This window comes from Pseudomonadota bacterium, assembly GCA_013285445.1.
Taxonomy (GTDB): domain Bacteria; phylum Pseudomonadota; class Gammaproteobacteria; order Xanthomonadales; family Wenzhouxiangellaceae; genus Wenzhouxiangella.
Map to the genome: position 1 here is coordinate 2,101,714 of CP053448.1, position 26,249 is coordinate 2,127,962.

The following is a 26,249-nucleotide window of genomic DNA, read 5'->3' on the forward strand; positions in this document are numbered from 1 at the left end:
GGTCAGTTCCCCGAATACGAATAGGTCGTGAAGAAAATGCGGATGTCGCTGACGCCCTGGCCGTCGCGCTCGTCGGAATCGGGCAGCAGCTGCCCATTGATGAAGGTCTCGAGCCCCTCGTTGGCATCGGCCAGCAGACTGCCGCCCGGGATGATGAGCATCCACTCCCGGTTCCAGACCGAGCGACCGATCAGACGACTGTCGGAGGCGATTTGCTCCGGATCGAACGGCTCGCTGAAATGATGCGCGCGGAACTGCGAGTAGCGCCGGACCTCGTTGAATGCGTCGGACAGGGTATCGGCCAGCGGCAGCCAGTTGGCGTTCTGCAGCTCCTGCGAGCCGATCGGGAACGGCACCGGCAGCACCTGGTCGATGACCTGCCAGTCGCGCGTGCTGAAATCGTCGAATGTCGGGGCACGCAGGACATCGGCGCCGGTCGGGAACAGGTACATGCGCGGCGTCTCGGTCAGCGGCAGCTCCGCGTAATCACGGAACCAGGTGCCGACCGAACGCACACGGGTCGAGAACCGCGTCGGGTCGTAGGTGCTGTCGCCCGGCCCCAGCGGCCAGTGGAAGAAGTTCAGGCCGAAGCTGACCGTGGTCGGAAAACGGAACACCAGGGCCGGCAGTGGTCCGGCCGACTCCGGCTGAGGCGGCCGTGCGAAGCGCCGGAACTCCGGCAGCGCCCACAGGTTGTCGACCCGGGCGTTCTCGAGCACCTGGCGCCAGACCTCGTCGCCCTCCGGCCCGTCCTCGATCCTGAACAGCTCCCGCCTGAGCGAAAACCGATTGGTCTCGACCTGCGGGTTGTTGAAGCCCATCTGACCCTTGAGCACCTCGAAATTGAGCGCCATGCGGCCCATCGGATCGGCCAGCCCGCGCGAGCCCGGCACCGGTTCACCACCGAGAATCTGACCGATCGAGCGCTCGCGGACGATGTCGGTCAGGAAACGCCGCCCGGCCTTGGTGTCGCTGCCCAGCAGGTTGGTGTCGTAGTCGTAGGCCGTGGCCGCCAGGTACACGTAGCGGGCGGCCAGATCGAATGCGCCGCGATACTTCTGCAGCGCATCGTTGCGGAAGATCCGGAAGGCCATGTCCTGGTAGCGATGCTCCTGGACCGCTGCGGCCCCGGTCTTGCGGAACTGCACCAGTTCGGCCATCAGGCGCTGACCCGCGGCAAGCTGCTCAAGATACTTGCGATAGAGCTGCTGAATGGCCTCGGCGCGGGAATACATCTCCATGCGCAGCAACGGCTCGCGACGCAGCAGTTCGTCGAACTGGCCCTTCATGTTGAACAGCTCCAGGCGCGAATCGAGCACCTGGGTTTCGAGTGCGGCCAGCTGCGAAACGTCCTGGGCCGCTGCCGCGACGCCGTTGGCCGCCAGCTCCAGCCCCTCGCCGATGACGTTGGTCACGGAATTGACGCTGATGCCCACGGTTTTGATCCCACAGCGCGCCACCGAGAACAGGTCACCACCGGATGCCAGACCGACCACGGCGTTGCTGGGCACGCACTCGGCCGATGCTTCCATCAGCCCGCCGGCCAGATCGCCGGCCGCCTTGACGGCCTTGGCGCTCTGGTTGAGCGTCTGCACGGAAATATTGATCTGGTTGAGCGTGCGCCGCTCGTTGTTGGCAATCTTGAGCTGTTCGTCGCGTACCGCGAAGGTGGCCCGAATGGTCGTGATCAGGTCCGTGATGTCCTTGCGCAGATTCTCGTACTGGCGCGTTGCCCTGACCAGGTCGAGTCGGGCCATGAACATGTCGTGGAGGATGTTCTGCAGCGAACCGGTTGCGCGGCGCTGTCCGGTCCATTCGGGCGGCTTGCCAAAGGTAAACCCGAACGCCGGCGAGTCATAGGTGACGTACTCCACGTCGAGCGTGGCCTGCGGCGTCGGTCCAAGCGCACAGCCGTCGCTCAGGGGCGCGGCATCGCAATCGGCCTCCCAGAATTTGGCTTCTTCGTCGAAATCGAAGAAGTTGACCCCCGGCAGCGGGCCGTACTGGGCATCGAAACGCTCGATTTTCACGTCACCCTCGACATCGAACCCTTCAAGCAGGCCGCCGTCCTGACCCGCCAGTTCGAGCACGTCGATATACAAATAGTGATACACGTCCGGCCCGTCATAGCCGGTCGGATACAGGCCGCCCGGTCCGACATCATCGGGATAGGGATAGCCGAAGATCTCGATCAGACGATTCTTGTAGTTGCGCTCGCTGGCCCTGGCGTTGGCCGCCAGATCGTCGACGCTGTCCTGGTTGAAGCGCAACATGCGGTTGAGCTGGTTGGCGAAATCCCAGACCTTGACCGCATTGTCCAGCGCGGCCACCGCGCGATCGTAGACCTGCTCGAAGTGAGTCGTTCCCCAGCGGTCGACCTGGGCCGGATCGATATCGAACGGCACCACACCCTTGGCCAGGCCCAGGGGATTGAGCCCGCGATCGGCCTGGTCGAGCTGCTGCTGGATGGCATCGAAGCTGGCCACGATTTCGCCGAGTTCGCGCACCGTGCTGCGATCGACCTGCTGAATGCCGAGGTTGCCGGGATCGGGATCCTCGTCGGGCAGAATGGCGTTGCCGACGACCCAGTCGAAATAGGCACCCTGCCCGGCCCGGCGGGCCCATTCGGACAGTCCCCATGCGCGCTCGGCATTGTCGTCCTTGTAGCCCTGCCACTGCGCCTGCGGATCCTCGACGTAGAACTGCCGATAGGTCAGGTTGACGATCTCCGAGCCCGTCCGGGCCTTGGCCGCCGCCACCGTGGCGAACTTGCGTTCGTCGAAGAAATCGACCTGCACCGGTACGCCGGCGACCGGCACGGCCTCCTGCGTCGGCTCCCAGGTAAAGAAGGGGTGGCGCAGCAGATCGTAATGTGTCTTGACCGCGGTCAGGTAGTGTCCCCAGGCATCACCGTGACCCTGAGGGAACTGGATGCGGGCATCGAACTCGTCGATCACGCCATCGTTGTTCTTGTCGCCAATATCGTAATTGAGCGCATAGGCAACCTCGCCGTCGCCGGTGGTGAAGTTCCAGAACAACCGGTTGTAAACCGGCGATGCCGAAGTCGTCGCCTGCGATGCATCGCGGCCGCGCAGCAGCACCAGTTCTTCTTCGAGCACCGAGGCAAGCTGATTCTGAAACGGATGGATGGTCGGCGCCAGGCTGGCAAACTCGCCGCTGGTCAGCAGGCCCACCGTCGGATCCTGGGCGTCGGCATAGGATTCGTTGCCGAGCAGCGCGTAGAAGTCGACGATACGGGTGGCCACGTTGAGAATGGCCTTGTTGACCGGGCCGAAATCGACCGGCGGCACGGCATTGATCGACAGGTCCATGGCACGCCGCATGACGGTGGTATAGGCTTCGATCAGGCCGATGCTGTTGAGCACCTCCGGATTCGAGGTCAGCGGAATATCGCCTTCGTAGCGCTCGCCGAGCTGGGTCAGCATGCTGGCGTAGGTGTTGGTGGGCGAGGAATGGAAGTCCTGCACCCGTGCCTCGAACGGATTGAGCCGGTCGATCACACGCTTGACCCAGCCCAGACCCAGCTGGGCCCGCTGGTCGAGCGGTGTGGCGCCCGGTCCACCCGCCCACAGGCTCCACTCGTTCTGGTTGTTGCACACCGGCAGTCCGCGATAGCGCGCAAGGTACCAGTTGTCGGACAGCGTCTGGATATTGGCGCCTTCGACCGTGATCTCGATGGCCCCCTGGGGATCGTCGACCGGGAAGCGCTGCCAGCCGTTGAGCTGGCCGGTTTCCGGTTCCGGCAGCGGGAACGGCGGGGTGCCGTCCTGGTCCGGCTGGAAGTACCACTCGAACTCGAGCGCGTCGGGATTGCCGCCGAAATCCCCGGAATGGCGCAGGGTCAGCTGCTCGTCGAAGATGTTGTCGGGCAGAATGACGTTGAGCTGGCCCTGGTAACTGCTGAAGATGTCCGGTGGCTCGGGCGGCAGCGGCTCGACCAGACAGTCAACGCGGATGATCTGTACGCTGACCGGCGCCGGGTCGAGCGTCGGATCATTGTTGAAGGCCAGCGTGACCCAGCCGACGCTCTGCGTCGCCCCGGCAGTCAGCGCAGGCTGAACACCGACCGCCTGGAACGGCTGAAGCAGCCCGTCTCCGGCCGGATCGGTAAAGGCGACCAGCAGCTCACCGCGGTCAACCGGCCGCGGCAGCACGCACTCGCGTTCACCGCTGTCTTCGTTGATGTCGCTGTCGACACAGACCTGCTCGATGCCGTTGGGATTCCGGGTCAGGCGCAGCAGCGTCTCGACCGCTTCGGCCCACTCACAGGGCTCGGCCGGATCACTGCAGGTGGCGCTGGTGTCCTCCGCCGCATCGTGCGCGCTGCCGTCAAGAATCTTGAGCTGTTCGGCTTCGCGGAAACTCATGACGTTGAGCAACAGCAGCGGCTCGCCGGCAATGGTGTCATCGAACACGCCGCTGAAGATCAGGCGCTTGTTGAGCGGGTCGTAGCGCAGCCGTTCGCGGATCGATACCGGGAGTTTGAGCAGGCCATCAGCGCTGCCGGTGATCACCCGCCAGCCGCTCTCCGGATCGAGGTCAGAGGCCAGACCGCTGAGATTCTCGAGATAGACAAAACGCGGAGTCAGTGGATCAATGAGCTGAACCAGGCTGTCTTCGGGCTCGGCGCCGCCGCCGGCTTCCATCGCCTCGCGAAACTCGTCGAAGACCACCTCGACGGCATCCTGCTGGAAGATATTGGGCAGCCCGCGCTTCTGCTTGAGCAGCGTTTCGCCCGGGATGAGCTGCGGCGGCTCGGACGGCCAGGTAAAGGTATAGTTGACCGGCAGCGGGTCGTTGGGGGACTCGGTGCCACCCTGGTCAACCGGCAATCGCGCCATCCACGGCACGCACTGGCCATCACCGGCATCCGGAAAATCGTCGTTGGAAATGTCGTAGGCAAATCCCGGCTGCAGCGGATACCAGAACAGGATCGAGCCGTCACCGGCCGACTTGCTCCACAAGCCATTCTTGTAGTCCTTGAAGAAGGGCGGCGGCGGCTGCGGGTCGTTGGCCGCCTGCCCGACGGCCAGGGTCTCGTCGCAGCGCGGCAGCAGCGACAGCGGATAAGGCGCCGTTACGGCCGTTCCGGCCTCGCCACCGAACTGGAAGTCATCGAATCCTGCCCCGGTGGCGGTCACGTAGAACACGCGGTACGCCCAGCGGTCGAGCGCCTCGCTCCAGTACTTGATCAACACATAAGGGTCGGTCGCGGCCGTGAAGTCGCCCGGCAGGTTGATGCCAAAATCAGCGCGCAGCGCGAACAGCGCCAGGATGCCGGTGCCGGCATTGGAAGGCGCGAAGAAGGCGTGCGCGGCATTGGGGTTGTAGCCCGGCAGCGACGGCACCGGCTGCTGGTAGATGCGCAGGTCGGGAAACTGCTGCGGCCCGAGCGGTTGTTGTCCGAGCACCTCGCCACCGAGCTGGCTGGCGATGATGATCCGGTCCGGATCAAGCGGCCAGTCCGGCGCATAGTGAATGGCGCGCTGCGGCCAGTAGATGCCCTTGGCGTTGCGCCGGTACCAGGCGATCGTCATGTCTTTGTCGGCGTCCTGCAGACGATTCGGGCGCACCTTGTTGACCGGAATGATGTGCCCGGTGCGCCCCTGCCGATCGTAGGCGGCATCCGAGCCCGTTCCGTCGTAAAACGCACTCTCGTTGAGCACGTAGCCGGTGCGTCCTACCTGGTTGTGGAACGGCTCGACAATCGGTTCACCGATGTCCCAGCGCACGTTCTGCGCGTAATTGGGCGACAGGTTGGGCCGGAACGTGCGCACCACTTCGGCGGCCACCGGAAACTGGAACGGATCGGCGCTGCTGCCTTCCGCGTAGAGCAGGACGGTAAACCCGGGCTGCTCGGCCGTCATCACGCCGGCGTTGACAACTGCGCCGCTGGACTGCGCCAGCGGCTCGAACAGATCGACAAAGCGAAAGCCGCTGCCCGGCTCGTCCAGTTCGACCGGCGCCCCGGAAATGTGGACCTGATAACACTCGCTGTCGTTGGCGGCACTGCAGGCCTGGCTCGGCCAGGCCGTGCGCCCGACCAGCACGATGCGGTTGCTCGAACTGAGCGGCTCACCCTTGACGCGCCAGTGAATCTCGACTCCGTCGATGGCATCGAGCGCCGTCAGCACGGCCTCGTCGGCGCCGGCAGGCTTGGCCCAGAAAAACAGGTTGCCGATGGCGTCGTTGACCAGTTCACCGTCGACGAAGATCTCCGGTGCCGCGGCCTGACTGCCGACCTCGGCGTTGGCCGGCGGCGGAACGGCTTCCCCGACCAGCCAGGTCTGTACCTCGAACCAGATTCCCTGCAGGTCGAGATTGGCCACGAATGCGTTGCGGCCGGCGGCTGCGGTCAGCTCGGCTTCCTTGCCGAACACCAGCGAGTCGGCGAACGATCCGGTGACATACAGGTTGGCCAGGCCGTCGGTGGCCAGGTCGGCCATCTCGGCATCCCCCTCACCGCCGGCCTGTCCGGGCACGCCGCCTGAAGCATTGTAGCGGTCGCCCCCCGTTGCCCAGCCGATGATGCCGCTGTCGCTGGCGGCAGAGGCGACGAACAGGTCGCGCTGACCGGCCGACTGCAGGGTGCCGTTGGGCCCGGGAAGGAATGTGACCGTATCGCTGAAATGGCCGGAGAAATAAATCGTTCCGTCAACCTCGACCAGCGCCATGGCCGCGCCACCGGCTACCGATCGAGCCCACTGCCACAGCCCGTCATTGCCTTGCAGGCTGGTCACCAGCGCGCCCGCGTCGGCGGTCTGATTGCTGCCGTTGTTCTCGGGCAAGGTGAACGCGGCGGTGGCCTCACCGGCAGCGTACAGTTCGCCGTCGCCGCCGACATGAACATCGGCCAGCGCCATGCCGGCGGGAACCGATCGCACCCAGGACCATGACTGCGTGGAATCGGTCGGGCCGGAAACCCGGGCCAGGAACTGGCGATCGGGCGGCTCGAGATCATCAGCAAACAGCGGACGGGCGCCGTCAAGCAGGCTGACATCATCGACCCACCAGCCGTCACGCACGACACCGCTGCCTTCACCCAGGCGCCAGCGAAAACGCACGCTGCTTTCCGTGACCAGCGCCCCCAGTCCGACGGTGACCTGGTTGTAGGCCGGCCAGGCCGGACTGGCCTGGCACCAGCCCGGGCCACTGATCGGGTTCGATTCACCGCCGTTGCCGCTGCCGTCATAACCGCCTTCCTCGAACCAGGCCGCCGGCACCCGGGTCCAGGACGTACCGCTGTCAAGCGAGTACTCGAGAATGCCAACGTCCCAGCAGCTGGACTCGTTGTCGAGATTGTGGCGATGGAGGAATCGCAGACGCGGATTGGCCACATCGCCCAGATCAAAATCACGCGCCAGCGTCAGCGCGCTGGACTTCGCGCCGGTGGTGTTGGGGATCTTGAACACGTTGGCACCGGAGGCGGGATTGTCCGCGGACAGGGCCCAGTTGCCCCCGGGAACGAAATCGCTGCCGCCGCCACCGGTCGACGGTAGTGAGGTCGACCCCAGGGTCAGCGGGCCGTTATGACGACCGAGCAGCATGACCCGGCCACCGGCACCAACGTGCAGCGACTGGACCGCCGACTTGACCGAAGCGTTAACACCCTGGTCAAACGCCCACAGCCAGCGCCCGTCGGAATCCAGGGCCGCGACAAAGTGCTGTTCGACATAGCTGAAATCCGGGCAGCTGCCTGGCTGGCCAAGCAGGATGTTGACCTCCGGATTGGGACCGTTCGCCTCGGAGAAGAAACGGGTCTGACAGCGGTATTCGCCGCCAATGACAATCGTCGCCGGCGTCGGCGGAATCGCGCTCGAGTCACCCGGAATGATCCCGATATCCACGGCCCGGTCGGCGCGCGGGCCGTGTGCGGCTTCCACCCACAGCCAGTCGCCGTTCTCGCTGAGTTTGGCAATGAACACGTCGCCGTCGAGGCTGGCCGAGGCGACATCGAACGGACCGAAATCCGCGTTGTTGACAAAGGCCCCGGTGATGTAGACGTTGCCGGCGCTGTCCACGGCAACGCCGCGGCCCTCATCGGCCAGACTGCCGCCGGCCCGGCGGACCCACTGCAGGGTGCCGGCCGCGTTGTAGCGGGCGACGAAAATATCGCGCGTACCGCGAGCGCTGATGACAGTTGCACCGCCGAACAGGGCCTGACCGGTGAACGACCCGACCACGAACACATCCCCGTTCGGGCCGACCGCCGTTGCCTGGCCCATATCGTCCCCGCTGCCGCCGGCCCCGGTCGGCCAGACCGCCCAGGCCGGTACCGTCAACCAGCAGGCGGCTGCGATAATGAGCCCGAGGCGAATGAAGCGTTGGCATAGTGCAGACATGGTCATGGCATCACTGGTTGAGCTGGTCTATGTTGAGGACCCGACGAAAGCGGAAGCTTCCGCTGACGAAAATCGTCGAGCGATGCAGGCCCGAAATGGCCTCGTTGAACGTTCCGGCGACCTCACTGTCGCCCCAGCCGGGGCGATCGAAGTTTTCCGGATCGTCTTCGGCAAACAGAAACTCCATCTCCCGGGTGACCGGGTAGGCCTCCTCCCGGAAGTTGAGAAACTGCGGGTCGAGGTTGTCGTGATCGGGATGGAAGCGGTGCAGGAACGGGTTGGTCGGATGCTCCGGATCGATCGCGATCGTGCCGGTCAGCAAACCGCCGGGACCGAAAACGCCTTCCAGGTCGAGCTCATTGCCCTCGAAATCATAGGCTGCGGTGCTCAAGCGAACGCCGGCCGGCTCGCCGTCGCGCAGAACGGCGCCGGTAAACTGGGGCAACAGGGTGTCATCGGTGATCAGCACGTAGCGGCCCGGTTCGACCACCACCTCGAACTCCGGGTTATCCGGATCGGGCTCTGTGACGCCTTCCTGCCACATCTGAATGACTTCCTTGAGCATTCGAACGTTGCCGGCAGCGTCCACGTGGACGATCAAGCGCAGCGGAAACTCGCTGTCGGTCGGCAGCGGCACAACGCCACCGGTCTGCGCCGTGCTGACCCGATCAATGGTCGCCACACCCAGCCACAATCCGGCAAAGCGCGGATCGGTCGACTGCAGATCAATCTCGCCGGTCTTGCCGCCACGCGCCTGCAGCGCGGCCCCGGCCACCTGGCTGCCGAAGGTCGTCGCAGATACCTCGATCAGGCGCCGGCTCCCCAGCCCGTTTGTGATCTCGATGACCTGGACCGCGTTGGTGGCAAACAGGCTGGCCCGGCGAATCCCGAAGCGCAGAATGCGGGCCTCGTCAACCGGCAGGCTGAAACTGGTTTCTCCCGGAATAACAGGCCAGACGGTACCGCCGTTTTCCTCGTCGGTCTGGGCCAGTGCCAGCGGCACCGGCACCTCGGCATCGAGCTGGCGAATACTGATCTGGTTGCTGAATCCGCTGTTGTTGCGCACGACCAGTTCGTCTCGCGCCACGCTGGCGCCGAAATCGAGGCGATCGCCGAAATCCATTTCAACCGCCATCGGTCCCTGGAAATCGGAGCGCCCGCGCGTGCGAACCCAGTAGGCTTCGCCGCTGTTGATGCGCTCGATTTGGGGTTGCTCGATCGGCATCCACTGACCGTCCTCGAGACGGTAGATGGTCTGCCCTTCATGCGCCTCGGAACCGGCAAACCAGGCAGCAAAGGTCGGCCCGTTTCCGGGCTCGACCGGAAAGCCCGTGAACTGGAACCCGTCCGGGCGCCAGGTCATCGGTCGCAGCGACGGGGTTCCGGTGATTTCCACGGTGACCGGGCTGCTGCCCTGCAGCCTGACCAGATAGGCCTGATTGGCGTTGATCGTATACAGGTTGGTCAGGATGCTCTCCGGACGTTCCGCCGGAAAGTAGCCGAACCAGCCGTCGATGGTCAGCAGTTCCTCATCCGGATCCTGAATGAAGGCCACCGTACGGTCATCCGGGATCCAGCGCCAGACGCTGGCCACAGGCACGCCGGCAAACACCTGTTCGATGTCGTCGACAACCGGTTCGACTTCGACCCAGATGGCATTCCAGCCCGGCGACAGCTCGATTTGCTGGGTGTAAGTGCCGGCAGTCGCCGGGAGGCTTGCGGCCAGCAGCACCAGCGTTAGGAAGGCAATACGCATATCAATCCTGCTCCTGTTCGGGCTCGGCAGCGGTTGTTTCACCGGTGTCATCGGGTAGCGCCGGCGGCCTTTCGGCGCGGCGTTCGGGCGGGACGGCGAGCGATTCAGGCGGCGCGACCTGCCCGAGAAGGGCTTCATCAATCCGGGTCTCGTAGCCCTGCTCGATCGCCCTGAAGACCTCGGACTCCAGTTCCCGCGCCCGTTCGCGCCGCAGCCGATGGCGAATGCCGTCGGCCACCTGTTCGAGCGGCTGCCGGCGCTCGGGTTCGAAAGCCACCAGACGCACCAGGTAGAAGGCTTGCCCGGTTTCGATCACCGACGTGATCTGGCCGGGTGCATCCAGCGCAAAGGCGGCCTCCAGGACCTCCGGCGGCCACTGGTAGTGACGCTCCGGGTGATCGACCAGCCAGCCGACCACGCCCCCCTGGTAGCGGCTCGAGCGATCGTCGGAGTATTCCACCGCCACGGCACCGAAGTGCGCGGTGTCTTCATCCAGCCCCTCGGCCGCGGCGCGCGCCGCTTCGATTCGATCACGCCGCTCTTGACGGTCCTCCGGGTCGGCACCGGCCGGGATATCGACGCGTATCAGCGCCACCTGGCGCCGTGCCGGACGCGTAAACTCCTCGCGATTGCGCTCGTAGAAGGCGGCCACGTCTTCATCCCCGATCTCGTCGGCCGAAAGCGCCTCGTCGAGGCGGCGTTCGCGCAGGCGCTGGATCAGCATGCGCTCGACCAGCTCGCGAAAGTCCGGTTCCTGGTCGATGCCCATCCGACGCGCCTCGGCCACCAGCATGCGATGGCGCAGCATCTCCTCGAGCAGCGCCCGGCGATTCCCCGCGCGCTGGAAGTAGACGGGCTGGACGCGCCCGCGGCGCGCCATTTCGGCCTCGAACTCCGAAACCGTGACGACTTCGTCGCCAACACGTGCCAGCACGGGGTCGTCCGGCGCAGGGTCGGGCGAACCGCAGGCGCCAAGCCACAGCACACAGACGAAGACCAGCACTGCCCGGTGCGCCATCATGGCTGTGCCTCCGGGGGCGGAACAAGCGATTCCAGTCGATCACGGAAGATCACATCCAGGTCGAGCACCGTGACCGCAATCGCGGTGTTGTCGCTGTCATCCGGATCGAGAGCTGAGCCCGTCATCAGGGCAAATGCCTGATTGATGACGCGCTCGTCGGGGCCGGCCGGCACATCGGCCCGGATCTGGGCATTGACGACGTACTGCAGCGTGCCGCCAGGCGGCAAGACCACCGTGGCATCGATATCACCACTGCCGGCAGCGCCGGGACAGCTGGCGCCGTCGAAGCCCTGGCAGGTCCAGGTCACGCCGGTCAGCGCCGCGGGCATTGCATCGACAATACGCACCGCGTCGGCCTGGGACGGGCCGGTGTTGGAGACGCTGATCTCGTAGACCAGACCGTCGCCCGGCAATGCATTGGCCAGGTCCACGTCCTTGGTCAGCGCGACCGACGCCTCGGGCATGCCGATCTCGACGCTGGCCGAATCACTGTTGTTGGCCGGCACCGGATCGCTGCCGCCGTCGGTCAGCGTGGCCGACGCCTGGTTGACCAGGGTGGCCGGTGCGGCCAGCGCCGGGTCAATCCGGGCATTGACGGTAAACACCAGACTGCCGGCTGCCGGTACGCTGGCCTCCACGTCAAGCGCGCCGGTACCCGCGGCCGCCGGACAACCGCTGCCGCTGCATGTCCAGTCGATCAGTTCGAGTCCGGCCGGCGGCAGGTCGATGATATCGACGGCAGTTGCATCGCTGGGTCCGGTGTTGGCGACCTCGATGGTAAAGCTGACCAGCTCGCCGGGCAGCGCCTCGGCCGGGCCAGTCTTGACAAGCGACAGATCACCGACCGCGCTGACCGTGCCGTTAACCGTTGAACTGTTGTTGTCGAGGTCGGGATCGCTGCCGTCGACCGGCGCCTGGATCTCGCCGGTATTGGTCAGCTCGCCGGCGAACTGTGCGTCGATGGTGGCATCAACGATGACCAGCAGACGCTCGCCGACGGCGACATCCACCAGAGCGTCAATGCTGCCCGACCCGGCCGATGGACAGCCGGAGCCGACCGAATCGGCAGGCAGCGTTTCGCAGGTCCAGCTGACATCGCCAACGGTCGGCGGCAGCAGATCGATCAGGCGTGCGCCAAAGGCGTGACTCGGGCCGTCGTTGCCGATATCCAGCACGAAGCGCACCGGACCGCCGCTGACCAGCGAGCTGGTATCGCCGCTGATGGTCTTGCTGATCTCAAGATCGGTGACGACTTCGATCGGGCCGCTGTCGCTGTCCGTCTGATCGTCCGGCGTGAGCGCAATCACACCCGGCGGCAGGACCGCCTCGGCGGTGTTGACCAGGGTGCCCCGGGCGCCCGGATGCACCACGGCCTCAACGCCGTAGATCACGCTTGCGCCGGGGGCCAGATCGATCCAGTCGAACAGATCATCCCCGGGACCCGCGCCGGAACCGCAGAAGGCGGCGTTCTGACGATCGAGCGCAAGCAGCGTGCCACCGCCCGCCGGCGAAGCGGTCAGCGCGCCCGAGCCGGTCGCGACCAGCCGGCGCACGTCGGACAGCATCGAATCAATCAGCCGATCGATCTGGCGCAGTGAACCATCGGTCCAGGTCCGCTCGAAGGTGACAACACCACCGCTGTTGCGCGCGCCGACATGCAGCAACTCGCCGCCGCTGTCGAGCAGCAGTGCGCTGGCCCCGTCAAGGCCGCTGACGCCGTCAAACCCGTTCCGCACCTGGCTGCTCCAGCTTAGCAACCCGGTGTCGGGGTCGCGTGCAAATACGGTCACGGCGTCTTCGGAAAGGCTGGCCGCATACAGGTGTCGTCCCTGCGGACTGATGGCCAGCGACTGCACCAGGCCGAGGCCGACGACGGTCAATGGACCCTGCGTGTCGCCATTGGCGATACGGCCAACATAGGCCAGCGCGCCGTCGTCATCCACGGCAAACGTGACAATCGCATCGTGGCCGGCGGCAGCCGCATAGACGTGTCTGCCGTTTGGCGCAATCACCAGTTCGCGCACTCCATCGAGCACGTTGAGCGGCAGGCCGATGCCGCTGCGCAGACTCTGCGCCCAGGTCAGGGCTCCGGTATCGGCATCGCGCTCGAACACGGTCACGGCGCTCGATGCGCGCGCAGCCACGATCAATCGGTCGCCGGCGGGGCCGAGCACGACCCGGACCGGTTCCAGCAGGCCAATCACGCCGTCACTGCCTTCGGTCTGGCTCTCACCGAACACCAGCGTCGCGCTGTCGGCGTCAATGGCGAGCCGGGTGATGCTGTTGCCGCTGGCCGAAACCAGATAGACATCCCGTCCATCAGCGGAGAACACGGCATCAGCCGCGCCCTCCAGACCCGAAACGGTGCCGATCAACTCGTCGTTTTCATCGAGCACGTCATCGCCATCGGAAATCCGGTCGACTTCGGTCAGCCAGCCCCCAGCGGGATCGCGCTGGTACAGCACCAGCGTGGCACTGTCGGCGCCGGCGGCGACCGCCCAAAGTCCGTCCGGAGAGACCGCCATGGCCCGCACGCCCGCCAGTGCCGACGGGGAAAGGGTCTGGCCCACACCGAGCGGCGTGGTTCCCGTGCAGCTCCACGCCCCCGAGCCGGCAATGACGCCGGCAGCGCCCGGATCAGGCACATTGCCCGGCAAGGCCGGCAACAGATCGGTCACCGAAACGCCAAGAATCCGGCTGGGACCGTCGTTGCTGACCGTCACGCTCCATTCGACCGGCTCGCCGGCTACAAGCGGGTCGGTCTGGCGCTGCTTGTTCACCCGCAGCGCCGAAGCTGCGACGATATCGGCAGCGGCCACATCCACGTTGTTGGTCAGATGCAGATCGACACCCGCGGCCGATGGCACAGCCTGCGCATCAAGCAAAAGCGAGCCGCGGGCACCGGCCAGCACCTGACCACTCAGGTTGTAGACCACCTGACCGCCAGCGGCCAGATCGATTCGATCGATCAGCTGGCCCGAGCCCGTGCGCGCGCAGCTCGAGCCGGCCTGCACCCGGAACCGATCCAGGCTGTCGCCGCCGGACAGGTAGAGCTGTCTGCCGTCGCTGCTGACCGCGACACGGCTGACCAGCGCCGGGTCGGCGCTGCCGCCGTCAAATACCCCCAGAAACTGGAGCGTGCCGGCCGCCGGGTCCTCGACAAACGCGCTGATCGTGCGCAAGCCGCTCGATGAATCACGCCCGGCCACGTACAAGACGCGTCCGGATGGATCCGTCACGACCTGATCGGCCTGGCCGAGGCCGGCCACTGTTACCGGCGGAATACCGATCAGGTCGCCATCACTGACCTGATGCCGGACCTGTAGCGCGTCAGGCAGCGGCCGGTCGAACAGGCTCAGGGCATGATCACTGCCCGCGCGTGCCAGCGTAACCAGCGCGCCATCGTCGGTCAGGGCCAGCGAACGAATGCCGGCCAGGCCATCGAGCACCGAACCGTCGGCAGCGCTGCCGCCCTGGACCAGCGCACCCTGGTGAGTCAGCAGACCGTCTGTTCCGCGAGCAAAACGGACGATGGCATCGCTGCCGGTGGCAGCGACCCAGAGCCGTTCGTCGTCGTCGAGCAGCAGCAGATCGCGCGGGGCATTGAGCTGGCTGATTCCGCCCTGCAGGTTCTTGCGCACCTGGCGGAACTCGAGTGTCCCGGTTGCCGGATCGCGGCCGAATACGGCCACGGCATTGTCGAGCTGGCCGGCAACATACAGGTCCTCGCCGTCGGCGCTGATGACCAGCGCGCTGGCGCCGGCCAGTCCGTCGACGGCACCCACGCCATCGCGCACCACCTCCACGAAAGTCAGCTTGCCGCTGATCGGGTCGCGTTCGAAAACCGCCACCGCGTCGTCATCGAATCCGGCCACGTAAACGTGGGCATCGTCCGGGCTGACCTGCACGGCGCGGGCACCGGCCAGACCGTCGATCATCACGGTTTCATCATCGACAGTCTGGGTCGACAGGTTCTCCAGCAGGCTGTCTGGCGCGAGTTCACCGGTCAGCGGATCGCGCACGAACACGAACAGCGCATCGTTGCCGCCGAACAGGCCGGCGGCGTACAGGTGCCGGCCATCCCGGCTCAGCGCCGCGACCCCGTAGTCGTCCAGTCCGCCGGGCGCTACACCGGCCAGTTCAAGCAGGCCGGGTTCGACGTCTGGCTGGCACACCCACGCGTCGAGCAGCAAAGCTTCGGGCAGGGTCATGGCCACTTCGGCCTGTCGAACAGCGCTTGGTCCATCGTTGTGCACCGTCAGCTGCCAGGCCAACGGTGCGCCGGCCACGATCTCATTAGGCATCCCGCTGAGCTCGACCCGCAGGTCGGCGCGGGCATTGATGATGGTGTCATCATCGACCGCGCTATTGCCGCCGCCACCGAGATCAACGACGCCGGCTGGCAGCGTTACCACCACTTCATTGACGGCATAGCCGCTGGCGTCCGGCCGAAGCTGACCGGTCGCCACGAACGTCGCCGAATCGCCGGCAGCCAGCGTTAGCAATGCGTTGATGTTGCCGCTGAAGGCGCCGGATGGCCCAGGTACCGGACAGCTGCTGTCGGGCGAGGACACCTGACAGACCCAGCTGACCGACTCGAACTCGGGCGGGAACAGATCGCTGACGCGTGCGTCGACCACCCGGCTGGGGCCGTCATTGCGCACGGTAATCACGTACTCCACGATATCGCCAGGCACGGCGCCGCCGCCGCCCTGCTCCAGCGCGCCGGCAAACAACAGCTCACCGGCACTGCGATCGAATACGCTGACCGCGCTGGCGGCACCGGCTGCCGCGTGCACCCGATTGCCGCCCGGCACCGGCCACAGGGCGCGCACGCCCTCGAGGCCGAAGACCGGTCCGCTGCCACCGGGCTCATCGTCGTCGCCAACCGTGGTCAAGGGAGTCAATGCCCCGGTTGCCGAATCGCGTTCCAGCAGGCTCAGGGCACTGTCGTCAGTGGCGGTGGCGACCAGCCATCCGGCGCCACCGCCGAGCAGCGCAAGCGCGCGCACGCCGGCCAGACCGCTGACGCCGTCGACCCCGTCGATGAGCGCTTCGCCAAAGGTCAGCTTGCCGAAGTCGCCATCCGCAGCATCGTTGTTGCGCGAGAAGCGCACGATGGCGCTGTTGCCGGTACCGGCCGCATACAGGTGCTGCCCGTCGGGCGAGACCAGAAGCTGCGAAACGCCGAGCAAGCCGACGATGTCACCGGTCAGATTACGCCGCGACTGCCGCCAGACCAGGTCGCCGAAGTTTGCGTCTTCGGCATCGGCGATTCGCCGGAATGCCACAACCGCGTCAGACTGGCGGGCAGCCACGTAGACATGCCGGTCATCCGGCGACACGATCAGATCCGACGGACGCTGCAAGTCGACCACTCCGTCGGTGCCGTTCTGCACCAGATCGGTATAGGCCAGCGTCCCGAAACCGGGCTCATCGGGTTCACTCTGCCGACGGAAAATCACAATCGCGTTGGCGTTGGTGCCGCCGACGTAGAGGTGCTCCCCGGCGCTGTCCATGGCCAGGGACCGCGCCCCGGCCAGGCCGACGATACCGTCGGCATTGTTGCTGTAGGTGGCCAGCCAGGTCAGCTGTCCGCTGCCGTCGGTACTGCGTTCGAAAGCGACTACCGTGCTGTCAAGTTCGCTGCTGGCATACACGTGCCGGCCATCGGGCGATACCAGCACATCGCTGACGCCGCTCAGACCGGACACACCCGCCTCACCGTTACGGATCAGCTGCATGAAAGTCAGCGGTGCCGAGCCGGTCGGGCCGGTGCTGGCATCGAGCGCATAGACGCCGATGCCGGGCTCACCAGGCGAGGCCACATAGAGATGTCCGCCCAGCGTTTCGGTTCCGGCCAGCGCCGTGGCACCGGCAAGACCGCGGAATTCAGCCAGGCCGTCGGTCTTGTCGACCTCGAATCGGGCCGCGGCGCTGAGGAAATTGACGTCTTGATCACCGGCCAATTTCACCCCGGTCGTTTCAGTCCACTCGGCGCTCGCCGTGTTCACAATGCAGCGTCGTTCCGGATCGAGGTCGGCCGGACAGCTCTGGCCGGTGGTGTCCGAGGCGACATCGACCGACAGATCGATGATCACCGCGCCGCCGGCGGCAATATCGACCTCGACATCAACGTCGCCGCTGCCCGAATCCACCAGACAGCGCGAAAAGCCGGCGCGCCGGAAGCGGGTCACCGCGCCGTCAAGCAGCGCGCCGCTGAACAGCGTGGCGCCGTCGCTGCTGGCCACCAGGCTGGCTGCTCCGGCCAGGCCGGACTGCCCGCTGGCATCGATATAGCGGGTTATCAGGGTCAGTTCCCCGCTCTCGCGATCGCGCTGGAACGCCAGCAGACTCGAACTCGCAAACGCCGCCGCGTAGACCGTGCCGCCGTCCGTGCTGACCAGCAGCGCGCGCGGATCGGACAGGCCGGGTATGCTCTCGAGCAGCTGAACGGTGCCGCTGAGCAGCTCGCCGAACTGGCCGCTGTCCGGATCATTGTCGCGGCGGAACACGACAATCGCATCATCATCGGCGCCGGCAGCATAAAAATGCGCGCCGTCCGGCGAGGCTGCCAGTGCAGACACGCCCGCCAGACCGGGTGTAGCCGGCGCGGCGCGCGTCTGCAGATGAACCAGGCTGCCGTCTCCCTGGCGCTCGAAAACCACTACTGCGTTGGAGTTGGTGCCAGCGGCGTAGACATGCCCGTCTTCCGGTCCCATGACGACGGCCGATACGCCACCCAGTCCCGGCAGCAGCGCGCTGTCGATCGAGTCAATCAGCTCCAGCTGGCCGTCGACCAGGTCACGCCCGAACACATACAGGGTGCCGCTGCCGGCCGCCGCCAGATACAGATTCGCTCCGTCAGCGCTAAGCGTCATGCCCTGCGGCTGGTTGAGCGCACCCAGACCCAGCGTGGCAGGCCCGAGCGTCTGGACCAGGCGCAGACGCCCGAATTCGGGCGCATCCGGATCGCCCAGTTCCGGCGTGAACACCAGAACGCGATTGTCGATCTGGCTGCTGACATAGAGATGGGCGCCGTCGCCGGACACCACGACATCACGGGCACCGCGCAGCCCGTTGACCACGCTGCCCAGCGCATCGGTCTGGCCGTCGGCCAGCACATCACTGATCGTCATGGCCCCGGTGACCGGATCCAGCGCCAGCGTCGATACAGCGTTCCCGAGCAGGCCGGCGGCATAAACGCGCGGTGACAGTTCCGGAGCCGGTGCCGGCGACCAGACCAGCCCCGCTGCGCCAGCCAGACCGGCACTGCTGCCTTCGCCTGACAGCAGGGATTCCTGCCGATTGAGCAAGCCGGCACCGACGGCGCGGCAGATCCACTCGGCGCTGTCGGCATCGAACTGGCTGTTGGCCGACAGCAGGTCGGTGATCTGCACCGATCGTGCATGGCTGGGTCCGTCATTCTCGATCACGATCCGGTAATCGTCGCGCTCGCCGGCCACCACGCTCAGGCGGCCATTATCCTTGCTCAGGGAAAGTGCGCTGACCGGCGTGAGCGGCTTGGGATCGGACTCATCGCTGTCCTGGTCGCCGGTGTTGTTGACGTCGTCACCCACGATCAGGCGGGCCTGGTTGTTGAGCACACCAAGTGCACCCGGATCGACCACGGCACTGACAGTCAGTCGCACGGTGCCGTCGGCCGCCACGAACACCTCCTCGTTCAGATTACCGGCACCCGACGCCGGACAGCTGGAGCCGGCACGGCGCACGAAGGCCGCCACGCTCTGCGAGCCGAGCGACGCTGTATAGATATTGCGGCGGGCCCCCGTTGATACCGCCAGCCCGTAGGGCCGCTCGAGGCCGACAATACCGCCGGTTCCCTGGCGCCGGATTTCCAGCGGCGTCAGCATGCCGAACTGGCTGCCGCCGCTGCTGGTATTGCGATCGAGCACGACCAACGCATTGTCGTCATCCGAGACGACATAAACGCGGTCGTTGGCAGGATCGACGACGATGCCGCGCGGACTGCGCAATGCGTCAGCGCCATTCACGCCGTCAACCACACTTTGCTGGAACCGGACCCGTCCGCGCAGATCGCCCAGGGCCGGATCGGTCAGCCGGCGCAGGACCGTGACCGCGTCGCCGTCAAGCGAGGTGACCAGCACATGCTCGCTGCCGGCACCCTCGCGTGACACGGCAATACCGGTCGGCGAGGTGATCACGGCACCTTCGCTGCCGTCGAAGAGGGTCTGCTTGTAGGTCAGGCTGCCGGCATCGTGGTCAAACACGACCACGCTGTCGGACTGCCGGGCCGCCACGTAGAGGTGGTCCCCGTCGGTCGACATGGCCAGGGCATTTGCGCCCAGCATCCCGGTCACGCCGCCCACGCCATCACGCGCCTCGCCCAGGAAAGTCAATGCGCCGTCACCTGGATCGCGGGCGAACACGGCCACCGCATGATCGAAACGCCCGGCCACGAACACGAAGCCGCCGCCGGGCGATGCCGTCACCGCGGCAGCGCCGGCCAGGCCGGAAATGCCGCTGCCGTTGGCGTAGCTTGACTGGAATGTCACTTCGCCGGTCGCCGGATCCTGGCGGAAATGGGTGACCGCGCCATCACGCTCGGCGGCCACGTAGATATCACGCGAACCGACCGTCATCACGTCAAGCGCCCCGTCCAGGCCAATGACCCCGCCCTGCAGGTCCCGCAGCGACTGGCTGAAACGCAGGTGCTGGCCCGGTTCGGTCGAGCCGGCATTGCGCTGCAGCACCGCCAGGGAGCCGCGCTGGCCGGAACCCACCTGGCCAAACCCGGCGACGAACAGCCAGTTGCCGTCGGCACTCAGGGCCGCGGCGCGCGCGCCCAGCAAACCACTGGCGTCCTGCCCGAAGCCGTCGTCGGCACCGTTGAAGACGGCTTCCAGAAAACCGTAGGTCGGATCCGGCGCCAGTCGTTCGAACACGCCCACCTGCCCCGCTCCGGCCACGGTGAACACATGCTGACCGTCGGCACTGAACTCGACGCCACGCGCCGAGACGATGCCGCCCTCGACCGGCCGGTCCGCCGGCAGCCCGGGCTGCAGCATCTGCATCGGCACCAGCGTGCCGACAAAGGGCTGGCGCCGGAACACGACCAGGCGATCGGCCGCCGCTCCGGACGCAACCAGGTGCTCGCCGTCCTCGCTGATGGCCAGTGCTGCCAGTCCGGCCAGGGCGTCCGTGTCAATCCCATCGACCGGGGAAGCCGACAGGGAGACGGTCTGTTCGGGCGAGAGCTGCCCGGTGTCGCTGTTGCGCCCGAACACCGTGATGACCTCGCTGCTGCTGCCACCGACATAGAGGTTCTGGCCGTTGGTGTCCATGCGCCCGGCATCGACCCCGTCGCTGACGGACATCGCATCGACAGGCGTCAGGCGGCCGAATGCGGCGCCGGCAGAGTCGTTGTCACGCTGCAGATGGACCACGTTACCCGGCCCGCTGACCGCATCGACCGTGTCGACCAGCAGCGGGTTGCCGGGATCAGCAGCGCTGAACAGACGCAGGTTGTCGATCCACCAGCCGCTGCGACCGACGATATCGCCTTCGCCCAGGCCGAAACGCAGCCGGAAGCTGTCACCGGGGCCGACCGCACCGGACAGGTCCACGCGGACCGGGACAAAGCCCGGATAGCCGGGTGAAGTCCCGCACCAGCCCGGATTGTTGAGCAAGGGGTTGTTCTCGGCACCGTTCTGGATGCCGTTATAGCCGCCAGCGTCAAAACTGCCGCCGGCGACAATGACGTCATCCCAGCTTGCACCGTCATCGGTCGAGATCTGCAGGACCCCGACGTCAAAGCAGCTGCTCGGCCAGTCCAGCTCAAAGCGGTGATCGAACTCCAGCACCAGGTCAGCGATGCCGCCGGCCGAGAGGGACGATTCCTGTTCCAGCCACTTCAGCGCAATTCCCGGTGTGTTATTGACAAAATAGGAACTGTTGCCGACCGTTGCGGCGCTGCTGTCGGTCGTCCAGTCGGGCCCGCCGAAGCCGGAGGCCAGTCCGCGACCGCTGACGTAAAGATCGATATCGTTGGGTGCGATATCAACCGCAAGCGCACCCCACAGGCCGTTGATGCCTGCGCCGGCCGCCAGATCCGCGGCCGTGATGGCCCCCTGGAAAGCAAGCGTGCCGGTGGACGGATCGCGTCGGAAGGTCACGATCGCGTGATCTTCAGTGCCGGCCACGTAGACATGTTCACCGTCGGCGCTGACGCGAACGTCCGCCGCGCCCCGCAGGCCAGTGACCGGACCGGCTACATCGGCCGGCTCATCGCTGCCCTGGACGCGCGCCTCGACAAAGGCCAGTCGACCGAAATCCGCGCTGCCCGGGATGTGCTCGCGCCGGAACACGACCACCGCATTGGCTTCCCCTGCAGCCACATACAGATGGCGCTGGTCGGGACTGAGCGCGAGCGACCGCGCCCCGGCCAGATGTTCGACCGGCAGACCGCTGTCCTCGCTGTCGTCGAGACCATCGGTCTCGATTTCGAGCACCGTTAGGCTACCGAACTGCGGACCGGGCACGATGTTGCGCTCGAGCACGACCACGGTGGCCGGCAGTGGCTCCTGGCCTTCGACCAGCACACCGCCGGCGGCCGCGGCATAGACATGGCGACCATCCTCACTGCTGATCACGGCCGACGGATTGGCCAGCTGATCACCCAGGCCAACCAGCGAGTCGTAGAGCAGATCGCCCGGAATGGGCGTCGTGGCGTCGCACATCCAGGTCACCTCGGTCAGCTCCGGACCGAACAGGTCCTCGACGTTGACCGGCACGCCGTCGGGGCCGTTGTTGGTGACCGTAATCAGGAAATTGACGGGTTCGCCCGGCACCACGCTTGATCCGGCCAGAATCTCCTTGCTGATCTCGAGGTCGGCGGTCGCCAGCAGGCGCGTGGTGCGGGAATCCGAGTTGTTGGTCAGCTGGGTATCATCGACCGGCGTCGGGGCCGCGACCTGCGCCTCGTTGAAGACCTCGTCGACCTGCGGGTCCGACACCGGCACCTTGACCAGAAAGCGCGCCCGGGCCTGCGGCGCCAGGGCGAGCGTTTGCGCAATCGCGCCGGTCTGGCCGGACAGGTCAGTGGCCTGACAGACGCCACCGGCGAACGCGCAGCAGCTGTCGACCAGAGCGGCGGCGCCCGGGTCGGTGATATCACAGGACCATTCCGCCCCGGCGGCATCCAGACTGTCGTCGTCGAACGGGTCGCTGACGCTCAGCCCCCGGGCGGCCGATGGCCCGGTGTTGCCCACGGTCAGCCGGTACTCGACAAACGGCCCGTCAGCGTCTTCACCGGCACCCAGGCTTTCCTTGGTCAGCCAGAGGTCCGCCTCGGCGGTGATGTCGATGGTATGGGTATCGGTCAGGTCATTCTCGGAGAACGGCTCGATGCCGGTGGGCATCTCCAGCTCGACCGTGTTCTCCAGCGTGCCTTCCGGGTCCGAGGCCGGGTGCAGCAGGCCGCTCAGGGTCAGCGTGACGGACGACTCCGCATCCAGATCGATCAGGTGGCCCGAGAGACTGCCGGGCGGCAGCGTGACCGCTTGGAGAATACCGCACTGCTCGCTGCCGGCTGCCGGATTGCAGCAGCCGCCCTGGCTGGCCGTGCACTGCCACTCGACGCTGTCGTCGACAAAGCCGGCGGCCGCGCCGGGGAAGACCGGCGGCACGTCGGTCACGGCGAGGCCGCTGACCGACGCCGGCCCGTTGTTGACCACATCGATGGTGTAGCTGAACGTCTCGCCCGGGATGGGCCGCTGGCCCGGAGCCGTCTTGGTCACAATCACCTCGGTCGCATTGCGCACGTCCAGTGGCTTGCTGCTCGCGAGAACCTGATTGCCGGCGTCGGTCAGCTCGGCGGTGTTAACGATGGTGCCGCTTTCGGTACCGCTGGCCACGGCCGCAAAGACCGTCACCAGCACCCCCTGACCGGCCGGCAGGCTGACCGGCAGGGCATCGATATTGCCGCTGTCGAGTTCGCCGGCACGCAGCGCGCCACAGCCACCGTCCGCGGACACCGTCCAGGTCAGCACCGCACTGAGATCCGGCTCGCTCACGCCATCGACCGCAGAAGAGGTCGCGGCCACGTACAAACGCTCGTCGTTGCCGTCGAGCACCAGCGCGTTCGGTCGCAGCCCGTCGGGCAGCGCCACCGAGCGTTCGAAGCGCATCACGCCGCCGCTGTCGCGCGCCAGCAGCGTCAGCGCCCGGTCGTTCTCCGCGGCCACGTAGACGCTGTCTTCATCCTGGCTGACCGCCACGGAGGTAATGCCGTCGAGCAGGCGCGCCGGCGTGCCGCCGGCGGCGATCGCGGTCGTTGCGCCCGGCTGTCCGCCGCTTCGCCCGGCGATGAGCAAGACATCGCCACCGCCGATATACAGCGCATCCGCGGCGACCGCGACCGCACGCACGGGCACCGGATTGCTGCTGTCGTCAAGCAGCACGGTCGAGGCCGGATCGAGCGGGGTCGGTGCGCCGTCGACCGGATCGAGCGCGAAGGCCACCAGGGCGGCATCATCCGGCGCGGCCGCATAGAGCCAGGCGCCGGAGGGGTCAGCGGCCAGACCACTGACGCCGCCGAGCAGCACCGGATTGCTGCCTGCGCTACTGCGCTCAACGGCCGTCCCGGCCGCCAGCGTACCGGCGAGCGGATCAAACGTGTAATGAACCAGGCGATCCGCCCCCGACTCGGCCAGGTACAGCGCCCCGCCGTTCGGCGAAAAGATCAGTTCGCCGGGCTGGTTCAGGCTCGTGGCAGCAGTCTGCGCCAGAGCCAGCGCACCGCTGCCGACATCCCGCGAAAACAGCATCAGCGTGGCCGGCGAGCCGTGACTGACCGCGGCCAGCCAGCGGCCCGAAGGATGAATCGCCACCGCGCGCGGCGCGCCGAGATCCTCGTTGGATCCGCTGTAGTCAAGCCGGCCGAAACCGGCGGCGACGCGATCAGCGCGTCGATCCAGAATGCCGATGGCATCGTCAAACCGCCCGGCGACATACACCTGGGCCCGGTCCGGGCTGATCGCCAGCGACCAGCCGCCGGCCAGGCCCTTGACCGCGCCGGCGTCGGTATCCAGTACATCGTCGAGCGCCGGGCGCACCAGCCAGCTGCAGCTCCAGCACGGCACATCGGCCGGAGACGGACACACGCCCAGCGTGCCGCGCAGACGCGAATCAAACGCATCGTCCAGCAGCGGCCGCAGATCACCGACCAGATCGCTCGGACCACTGTTGTCGACGAGAATCTCGTAGACAAACGACTGCTCCGGCGTCAGCAGTGCGGACGGCGAGTCCTTGTCGATCGACAGGGCCCAGACCGCGGCGACGGTCAGGCTGGCCGGATCAGCCGCGTTGTTACCGGTGTCCGGATCATGGGTCGTGGCCGCGATCGACGCGCTGCCAAAATCGATATCACTGCTCGCGTCGCCGGCCACCGGCGGGTTGCGCGGCGCGCGCGCCTGGACGGTCACGTTGCTGCTCGCGCCGTCGGCCAGGGACGCGCGCGTGCAGCCGAGTATGCCTTGCAGCTGGTTGACCTGGCAGCTCCAGCCGCTTCCGGATGCGCCGGTGATCAGCACGTCCGGCGGCGCCTGCTCCGCCAGCACCAGATCGCGCGCCAGAGAGGGTCCGGCATTGCTCACCGTCAGCGTCCAGCTGAAATCGGCCTCGGCATCCACTGCGGTGGCCGGCACGCTGCGCGACAAGGACAGATCCGCCGATGGCAGCACGTCGACCTCTACCGTTTCGCTCAGATTGCCGGCCGGATCCGGCAGACGCTCGGCGCTGTTGACTTCGGCCTGGTTGGCCAGGGTCAGCGGGTCATCGACGCTGGCGGGCTCGACGGTGATTGTGAGCACCAGCGGGCCGGCGCCGGGCGCGAGCGAGATCGACCCGTCCAGATCGCACTCGATCTCGGTCGTGCCGACCGGCGGCGATGCCGCCAGGGCACAGGTCCAGTTGCTGCCCGGCGGCAGGGTCAGCCCAGCGATTGCGTTGGCCGAATCAAAACGATCGACCAGGCTCAGCGCCGTCGCCGTGTGCGGGCCATCGTTGGTGATCGAGTAGCTGTAATCGACCGTCGAGCCGGCGAAGACCTCGTCGGGGTTGGCCGACTTGCTCACCGCCAGGTCCGCCTCCAGGAATACCTCGACCGTCACCGTGGAGCTGGCGTGCGGGAAGGGATCACTGTCGGCAGTCGACTCGGCGCTGGCCTGGTTGTCGTACGATCCGGCCGTTTCCGGCGTTTCGGCCACGATCGACAGCTGCGGCGCACTGGCGCCGGCTGCGACCGGGTTGCTCTGCACGCAGGTCACGATGTCCTGGGGACCGCTGTCGTCAACGGTGCAGCTCCAGCCCGTGCCCGGCCCGCCCGGCGGGCTGGCGTCGGCGGCAAAGCCGGCCGGCAGCGTGTCTCGCACCCGCAGATTCCCGGCCGGACTCGGGCCGGCGTTGTCCACATCGATCAGAAAGGTAACCGCTTCACCACCGAGCACTTCAAGGCTGGTCGCCCCACCGGATCCGTCGTCGATCACCTTGGTGACGGTCAGATCGGCACGCGCATCGATCAGCGTGTCATGGGTGTCACTGGCATCGACCGCGCTTGCAACCAGCACATCGGCCGAGTTGGAGACGGTTTCATTGTCTGGCGGGGCACCGGCCTGCACCGACAAGGTCACCGCGCTGCTGCCCGGGTCGAGCGGGTTGGCCAGATTACAGGTCACGGCCTCCGGTGTGCTGCCGGCCGCTGAACAGCTCCAGCCGCTGCCCGAAAAACCGGTATAGCTGACCAGACCGGGCAGCGTGTCGCTGACCGACACATCGGCCACCGCGCTTGCGCCGCTGTTGGTCACGGTCAGGGTATAGTCAAAGCCTGCGCCCGCCTCGACCTCGGTCGGACCGGTTTTATCGATCTCGACGGCAGGCAGGGCGATCGGCAGCACAGTGAGCAGGGCCAGCAGTACGGAAGTCCGCAGCGACCGCCACGTTCCCCCTGTGACCCCGGCCCGGGCGGTCTCGGCAATTTGATCCATGACTCCCTCGATCAAGTGCCGGAAGGCCCGCACGAACGGACCCTCCGGCAGCAATAGCTGGTGCCGGAATCATCACAGAAAAC

Annotated in this window: 4 protein-coding genes; all 4 read right to left on the minus strand. The window is 66.5% G+C overall.

Translation table 11 applies throughout. The features are described from left to right. Positions 1 to 2 precede the first annotated feature (2 nt). The 4 genes from HND55_09570 to HND55_09585 are packed head-to-tail and all read right to left on the minus strand — an operon-like array spanning position 3 to position 26,166. Entirely contained in the window at positions 3 to 8,369 is an 8,367-nt protein-coding gene (locus HND55_09570) for a hypothetical protein (protein ID QKK02869.1), read from the minus strand. Between the two features lie 4 nt (positions 8,370 to 8,373). After that, positions 8,374 to 10,119: a hypothetical protein gene (locus tag HND55_09575; protein ID QKK02870.1), complete on the minus strand. Its 1,746-nt coding sequence runs from the start codon at positions 10,117 to 10,119 to the stop codon at positions 8,374 to 8,376. A gap of 1 nt (position 10,120) precedes the next feature. Next, the gene (locus HND55_09580) at positions 10,121 to 11,140 is read right to left on the minus strand and encodes a hypothetical protein (GenBank protein ID QKK02871.1); all 1,020 of its coding nucleotides are present in this window, start codon (positions 11,138 to 11,140) and stop codon (positions 10,121 to 10,123) included. Further along, positions 11,137 to 26,166 carry a beta-propeller fold lactonase family protein gene (locus HND55_09585; protein QKK02872.1) on the minus strand — a complete coding sequence of 5,010 codons (15,030 nt, stop codon included), beginning with the start codon at positions 26,164 to 26,166 and terminating at the stop codon, positions 11,137 to 11,139. The genes HND55_09580 and HND55_09585 overlap by 4 nt, the downstream gene beginning before the upstream one ends. Positions 26,167 to 26,249 lie beyond the last annotated feature (83 nt).